The organism is Bacillus sp. 522_BSPC (assembly GCF_001076885.1).
GTDB lineage: Bacteria > Bacillota > Bacilli > Bacillales > Cytobacillaceae > Niallia > Niallia hominis.
The window spans coordinates 2,515-8,860 of record NZ_JVDT01000288.1; the positions used below are offsets into that span (position 1 = coordinate 2,515).

A 6,346-nucleotide genomic window follows, 5' to 3' on the forward strand; every position below is an offset into this window, starting at 1 on the left:
AAATGGGACCGATGGCAGGAGGATATGCACCAGGAATGGGAATGGCGCCAATGCAACAAGGATTTAGCCCGGAAATGGGGCCGATGGCAGGAGGATATGCACCAGGAATGGGAATGCCAGCAATGCCGCAAGGATTTAGCCCGGAAATGGGGCCGATGGCAGGAGGATATGCACCAGGAATGGGAATGCCAGCAATGCCACAAGGATTCGGTCCAGAAATGAGACCGATGGTAGGAGGATATGCACCAGGAATGGGAATGGCGCCAATGCCGCAAGGATTTAGCCCAGAAAAGGGACCAATGATGCAATCTCCTTATCCTCAAGGTATGGGCGGGAATACACCAATGCCTTATCAGGTAGAAAATAATAGTCCAGTTGGAGATTCTCCATCTTATGAAGCAAGTATTGGGCAGCCAGTTGCACAAGAAATGGTCCCGACAGTTTATGGACCTGGAGGCAATGCACCAGTATTTACCCCTCCGTATAATCCTACTATAGGGCAGCCGCCATATATGAATCCTTATGGCGTTAATCAAGGGACTCCATTTGGAATGCCAAGATACCAAGAGGACGAAAGCAGTGATTTATGATTTTTATCATAGAGGGGACGATACTTTTTATTATCGTCTCCTTTCTTTATTAGAAAAAAAAATTCCTGCTAAGATTTTAGAAATAAGCAGAATTAGGAATGAGGTATACTTAGTTAAAACCAATCAATTTTGGATGATTTTAAAAGGATATAATAGCTATCAAAAATTAAAAATTCAAGAGGCTTTTACAAGAGCGCTAAAACAGGAGGGCTTCACACATACGTACCAATTTTATGTGTTCGATGATGAACCGATCATTATAGATGAGATGCTGTTTGGTATGATTGAATACATTTCTCCTCATAAAGATTCCTTTACATATAGTAGTAAAGGCAATAGAAGGGAAGCCCTTCAATTATTAGAACACTATTATACAGTTACAGAACGTCTTGTAGAAATTTATAAATATATTTTGCCTTCCTTTCTTTTAATGAAAAAATTAGAACAACGGTTAGTGGAATTTCGAAGTAATAAGTCAATAATAGAGCATTATTTGAAAATGGAAATCGTGGAGGAAATTTTCGAATGGGCTAATATTTCCTTTCTTTATATACAAGAGCATAATGAATATCTTCATTCAAAATCAAATGTTATATTGCATGGGGATGTAGCCCACCATAATTTTATGCGTGACATTAATAATAAACTATATCTAATTGATTTTGATTTAATTAGTATTGGTCCAAGAGTGGGCGATTATTTGCAGTTTGCTAATCGGATTTTGCCGAATATAGGTTGGTCCCTCCAACAATTACAAAAGATGAGTGGATATTCTCAGTTATTCAAAGAGGAATGGTTTTTAATCGCTTTAATGTATCCAACAGATATTCTTAGAGAATGGAATAGAATAATCAGAAACAAACATCTTTCAAATGACTTTTTATTAAAACAAGTGCTTGACTTAACAACAGATCAGTATGAAAAAAGAAAGAAATTTTACCAAAAGCTAAGACAAATTGTAGATATATAATCGGGCAATTCTATAATGGCTAGACTTTACAGTATGATTCTCTCCGAAGAGCAGAAGATAAAAAAGAGCAACGTCTTGCTCTAGATTTAAATAAAGGGGAGAATATTACTGTGAATAAAAATAAGTTAGTTGCTCCAGTTCTTTTAACGGTAACTTTTGGCTTGGCTGGCTGTGGTGTGAACGATGACCAAACCGCAGATCAAAATCGTCTCAATAATGCTAGACCGATTGGATATTACTCCAATGAACAACATGATGTAAACAATAATAACAGTTTTACAACAGACAATGACGGACCAATTACAGAAATGATGGACCATACCTTTGGGGATGAAGATAATAAAAATGGTGTTGGTGTCCAAAATGTTAACAATAAAAATACTACGAGAGAGAATAGAAATAACGATAATCAAGATAATCGCGTTTCATATGATACAGAGTTAGCTGAAAAGGTATCAAATGCAGCTGCTAAAATGGATAATGTAAAAAATGCACGTTCAATTGTTTATGGAGAAAACGTTTTGGTTGCACTTGAAGTAGACGATACGAAAATTGTTGATCAGACAAAAGCAAAAGTAAAAGATAAGTTAAATGATTCTTTAAATGGAAAAGATATTTCTGTAGTGACAGATAGAGGAATATTTACGAGCATTGAGGATATAAATCGTTCAATAAAAAATGGTCAACCGCAGCAAACGATTAACAATAATATAGAAAATATCTTTAATCGCTTAAATCCGACAAAAGAAAACAGATAATAAAAAACTAACTTCGAAAAGGTTCGCCCCATTCGAAGTTAGTTTTTTATCATATGTTCTTTATTGGAAACGAATTGATTGGTTTGATTTATCACAAATAATGGATTTAAAAGACATTTTTTAAGTAGTTAAAAGTGTATATTTATAAAACTGTTCTATATAATGAATTTATTTGTTGAAATTACGAATGAAAAGAGTTATGCTTTATAATGAAATATTTATTCGTTATAAAGAACTTATTAATCGGTTTTTTCATAGAGGCAAAAAGTGCGGAGGGATTCAAAGTGAGAGTGTTAATTACAGGTGGACAAGAGAGTGAAATGGAAACTGCTCTAAAGGAACAACTTTCAAAGAATAATGTTTATTGTATAGTAGCTGGAAAGCAACAGAAACATAGTGAAATTTCAACTCTAGTACATAATGATGTATACACTTTCTTAAACGGGATGGAATTAGCCGACATACTGATGGAGAACCAGGTAGATTGCGTTATCCATCTATCTAACAAGGCCATAACATCCAACAGCATGAAGGATTCATTTGAACAGTCAGAAGAGAATATTGCTTGTACGATTGAAGTGCTCGAAGCATGTGTGCAAGCAAAAGTACATAAAATCATCTTCCCCTCCACGATTGCTGTTTATGGGGACATAGAAGGAGCTATAACGGAAGAAAAGCTTTTGCAACCTGTACTTTTTGAAGGGCTTTCTAAGAAGATTGAGGAGAAATATATACAAAACTACCACACTCTTTACGGTCTTTCTTTTACAATTTTACGCTTTCCCATAATTTATGGAGCAAGTTCCAAACATATGAATACAGAGAGTATGATAGAATCAACGATTAAAAAAGTGATTGAAAATCGTCCACCTATCGTATTTGATGATGGAGAACAGAAGAAGCACTTTCTTTACATAAGTGATGCCATTCAAGCAATTATCTCAAGTTTAAATAATGGAGAGAATCAAGTATATAATATTTGTCCTAAGGAAATATATTCTATGAAGGAAGTTGTCTCCATTATTCATTCTTCTATAAAAGAAGATGTACTTCATTCGTTAGAAGAAGGGGAGAAAAGTAGAATATCAACAACGAAGGCACAAATGGATCTGAAATGGCATTCGCGTGTACCATTTTCGGAGGGAATTCGTTTAACAATCAAAAATATAAAACATCAAGCTGAGCAGATAAATAGAAACATTAAAATAAGATTGCTATGAATTTGGAATGAAAAAATTATTTATGGTGAGAATAATAGAGAGTTAGGTTATTTCAAACCTAGACTTTAGATTGACAGTACCCTATTTCCTTGGAAATAACGAAGCTGTTTTGAGTAATGTGAAGAGGTGGTTATAATGAAAACCAGATTCCTTTTATTTTCAGCTGTTCTTCTTGTCAGTTTTATAACAATCATTTCATCAACTGGACAAGTTTATGGAAAGAGTGGAAGCACACATTCTTTGAATGAAAATCCTAAGAAATTGGAAGTGGTGTTGAAAAGGATTTATTTAGATGGAGAAGTGAGCGAAGAAGTGGTAGAAGAAACAGTATGGTCGATGGAAGATTTCTGGTCAAAGTACGATAAATGGCAGTTGGTAGATATGACAAGTAAAGAGCTTGTATTTAAACAAGAAATCGACGATATATCTCCACTATTAAAGGCTAATGGATATTTTGGCATTAATGACGAGGGGATTTTAACCATTTATAATGGAAAACCTGCTCAGGAAAACATTATTCAGTCTTTTTTCCAAATTGATCTAAAAAAACTGGAATCAAAGCAGCAGGAAGACCTACAAAAAGGAATTCCGATTAAATCAAGGGATCGATATGTAAAAGTACTTGAAACCTTTAAAAATTTAACAACAATCGAAACGACGAATTAAGAAAATCACCCCCAGTGAACAGAAGAAGCACAGAAAATAGTGCCATTCTGATCACTGTTTTTTTTAAAAAAAAGAATATTATGAAAATCATCTATAATAGCAGTTCAATAAAATAGTATGATAAAATAAGCTTTAGGATTTATCCCCCACTTAATGGGAAGTGAGACCCCAACTAATGGAATTGTTCTTTATAAGGGAGAGAATTTAATTTGTATGAATATATAAAAGGAAATGTAGAATTTGTTGGACCCGAATATATCGTAATCGAAAATAATGAAATTGGTTATCAGATTAAAACACCTAATCCATTTTCATTTTCAGCCTTTTCGGGTAACAAGATTACAGTATTTACCTACCATTATGTTAGAGAAGATAATATTAGTTTATATGGTTTTCGTTCACAAGATGAAAAAGCCTTATTTACAAAGCTTCTAAATGTTTCTGGAATTGGGCCCAAAGGAGCATTGGCTATTCTTGCATCTGGAGAACCAAGTCAGGTTATATCTGCAATAGAAGCAGAAGATGAAGCGTTTCTTGTGAAATTTCCAGGCGTTGGAAAGAAAACGGCAAGACAGATGATTCTGGACTTAAAAGGGAAATTAGCTGATTTTATGCAAGATTCCTCCCCAGATTTATTTACAGTAGATAAGCAATTAGCCAAAGTAGAAAGTGATTCAGCAATGGATGAGGCAATTCTAGCGTTAACAGCTCTTGGATATTCAGAAAAAGAGGTGAAGAAAATTTCTCCTCATTTAAAAAAGGAGCAGTTAACAACAGATGGATATATCAAGCTGGCATTAAAGCTTCTGTTAAAAAGATAAGATGTTAGCTTTTTTAAGATTCTTGTTTTTCCATAGGGGAAATCAATAGATTGAATAAAGAATAGTAGTAAATACGTAGATTTACTTGAGGACTTATGGAAGGGAGTGAATGGTATGGATGATCGAATCATTTCAAGTGAAGCAGATACGCAGGATTTATCGTTTGAAAAAAGTCTGCGTCCTATTCAATTACATGAGTATATTGGTCAAGATAAAGTAAAAGAAAATTTAAAGGTGTTTATTGAGGCTGCTAAATTTAGAGAAGAAGCACTGGACCATGTTTTATTATATGGACCACCAGGACTTGGGAAAACTACGCTTGCGACGATTATTGCTAATGAGATGGGAGTTAATATTAGAACAACTGCAGGTCCAGCGATTGAAAGGCCTGGTGATTTGGCAGCAATATTAACTGCGTTAGAGCCCGGGGATGTGCTGTTTATAGATGAGATTCATCGGTTGCCACGTGCAATAGAAGAAGTTTTATATCCAGCGATGGAAGATTATTGTTTAGATATTGTTATTGGGAAAGGACCTAGTGCTCGATCTGTTCGGCTTGATTTGCCCCCTTTCACTCTCGTTGGTGCAACAACAAGAGCTGGTTCTGTTTCTGCACCGTTAAGAGATCGGTTTGGAGTTTTATCTAGACTAGAATATTATGAAATAGAACAGCTCAAAGATATTGTTGTGAGAACAGCTGATGTTCTACAAATTGGGATGGAAGAACTTGCTGCATGGGAAATAGCAAGACGTTCGAGAGGGACTCCCCGAATAGCCAATCGCCTTTTACGAAGAGTACGTGATTTTGCCCAAGTAAAGGGAGATGGGATGATTACTAAAGATTTGGCGGACAATTCACTTGAACTTTTACAGGTTGACCGTTTAGGGTTAGATCATATTGACCATAAATTATTACTAGGAATGATTCATAAATTTAAGGGTGGACCAGTCGGATTAGAAACGATTGCAGCAACTATTGGAGAAGAAGCTCATACAATTGAAGATGTTTATGAACCATATTTGCTTCAGATTGGTTTCTTGCAACGAACTCCTAGAGGGAGAAGTGTTACACATCTTGTTTATGATCATTTAAATATTAAACCTGAATAAATTTTCTAATCTATAGGCTGTTTTCTAAAGGATTGTTGTTTTTTCAATAGGAAAAAAGAATTAGTTGGTAAAATGGAGCAGCCGGAATACACGAAGACTCCTGTGGGATTAGCGAGACAGTCTGAGACCCCGGAGGCGAAAGCTGAGAGGCTTAAGCTTAGCCCCACGGAAAGCGAGCGGTAAGCCTCGGAAAACAAAAGCCTACACTAAG

6 protein-coding genes and 1 pseudogene are annotated in these 6,346 nt (G+C 35.3%); all 7 read left to right on the forward strand.

Going from position 1 to position 6,346, the window contains the following annotated elements; genetic code table 11:
* Positions 1 to 590: pseudogene (locus ADJ83_RS25790) on the forward strand (hypothetical protein); the annotation flags it as partial.
* Entirely contained in the window at positions 580 to 1,560 is a 981-nt protein-coding gene (locus tag ADJ83_RS23905; protein ID WP_031540632.1) for a phosphotransferase, read from the forward strand. The pseudogene ADJ83_RS25790 and the gene ADJ83_RS23905, both read left to right, overlap by 11 nt.
* Positions 1,561 to 1,670: 110 nt before the next feature.
* The gene (locus tag ADJ83_RS23910) at positions 1,671 to 2,318 is read left to right on the forward strand and encodes a YhcN/YlaJ family sporulation lipoprotein (RefSeq protein ID WP_031540631.1); all 648 of its coding nucleotides are present in this window, start codon (positions 1,671 to 1,673) and stop codon (positions 2,316 to 2,318) included.
* Positions 2,319 to 2,602: 284 nt separating this feature from the next.
* Positions 2,603 to 3,538, forward strand: a complete 936-nt coding sequence (locus ADJ83_RS23915) for an NAD-dependent epimerase/dehydratase family protein (protein WP_160314275.1) — start codon at positions 2,603 to 2,605, stop codon at positions 3,536 to 3,538.
* A 135-nt stretch (positions 3,539 to 3,673) separates the two neighbouring features.
* Positions 3,674 to 4,204 (forward strand): BofC C-terminal domain-containing protein, encoded by a 531-nt coding sequence (locus ADJ83_RS23920; RefSeq protein WP_031540629.1) that lies wholly within the window; start codon positions 3,674 to 3,676, stop codon positions 4,202 to 4,204.
* Between the two features lie 209 nt (positions 4,205 to 4,413).
* Entirely contained in the window at positions 4,414 to 5,025 is a 612-nt protein-coding gene (gene ruvA / locus ADJ83_RS23925) for a Holliday junction branch migration protein RuvA (protein WP_031540628.1), read from the forward strand.
* A gap of 114 nt (positions 5,026 to 5,139) precedes the next feature.
* Positions 5,140 to 6,135, forward strand: a complete 996-nt coding sequence (ruvB, locus tag ADJ83_RS23930; protein ID WP_031540627.1) for a Holliday junction branch migration DNA helicase RuvB — start codon at positions 5,140 to 5,142, stop codon at positions 6,133 to 6,135.
* Positions 6,136 to 6,346 lie beyond the last annotated feature (211 nt).

Coding starts and splice junctions, on each gene's coding strand:
- ADJ83_RS23920 (WP_031540629.1), top strand. CDS start 3,674: ATGAAAACCAGATTCCTTTTATTTTCAGCTGTTCTTCTTGTCAGTTTT.
- ruvB (WP_031540627.1), top strand. CDS start 5,140: ATGGATGATCGAATCATTTCAAGTGAAGCAGATACGCAGGATTTATCG.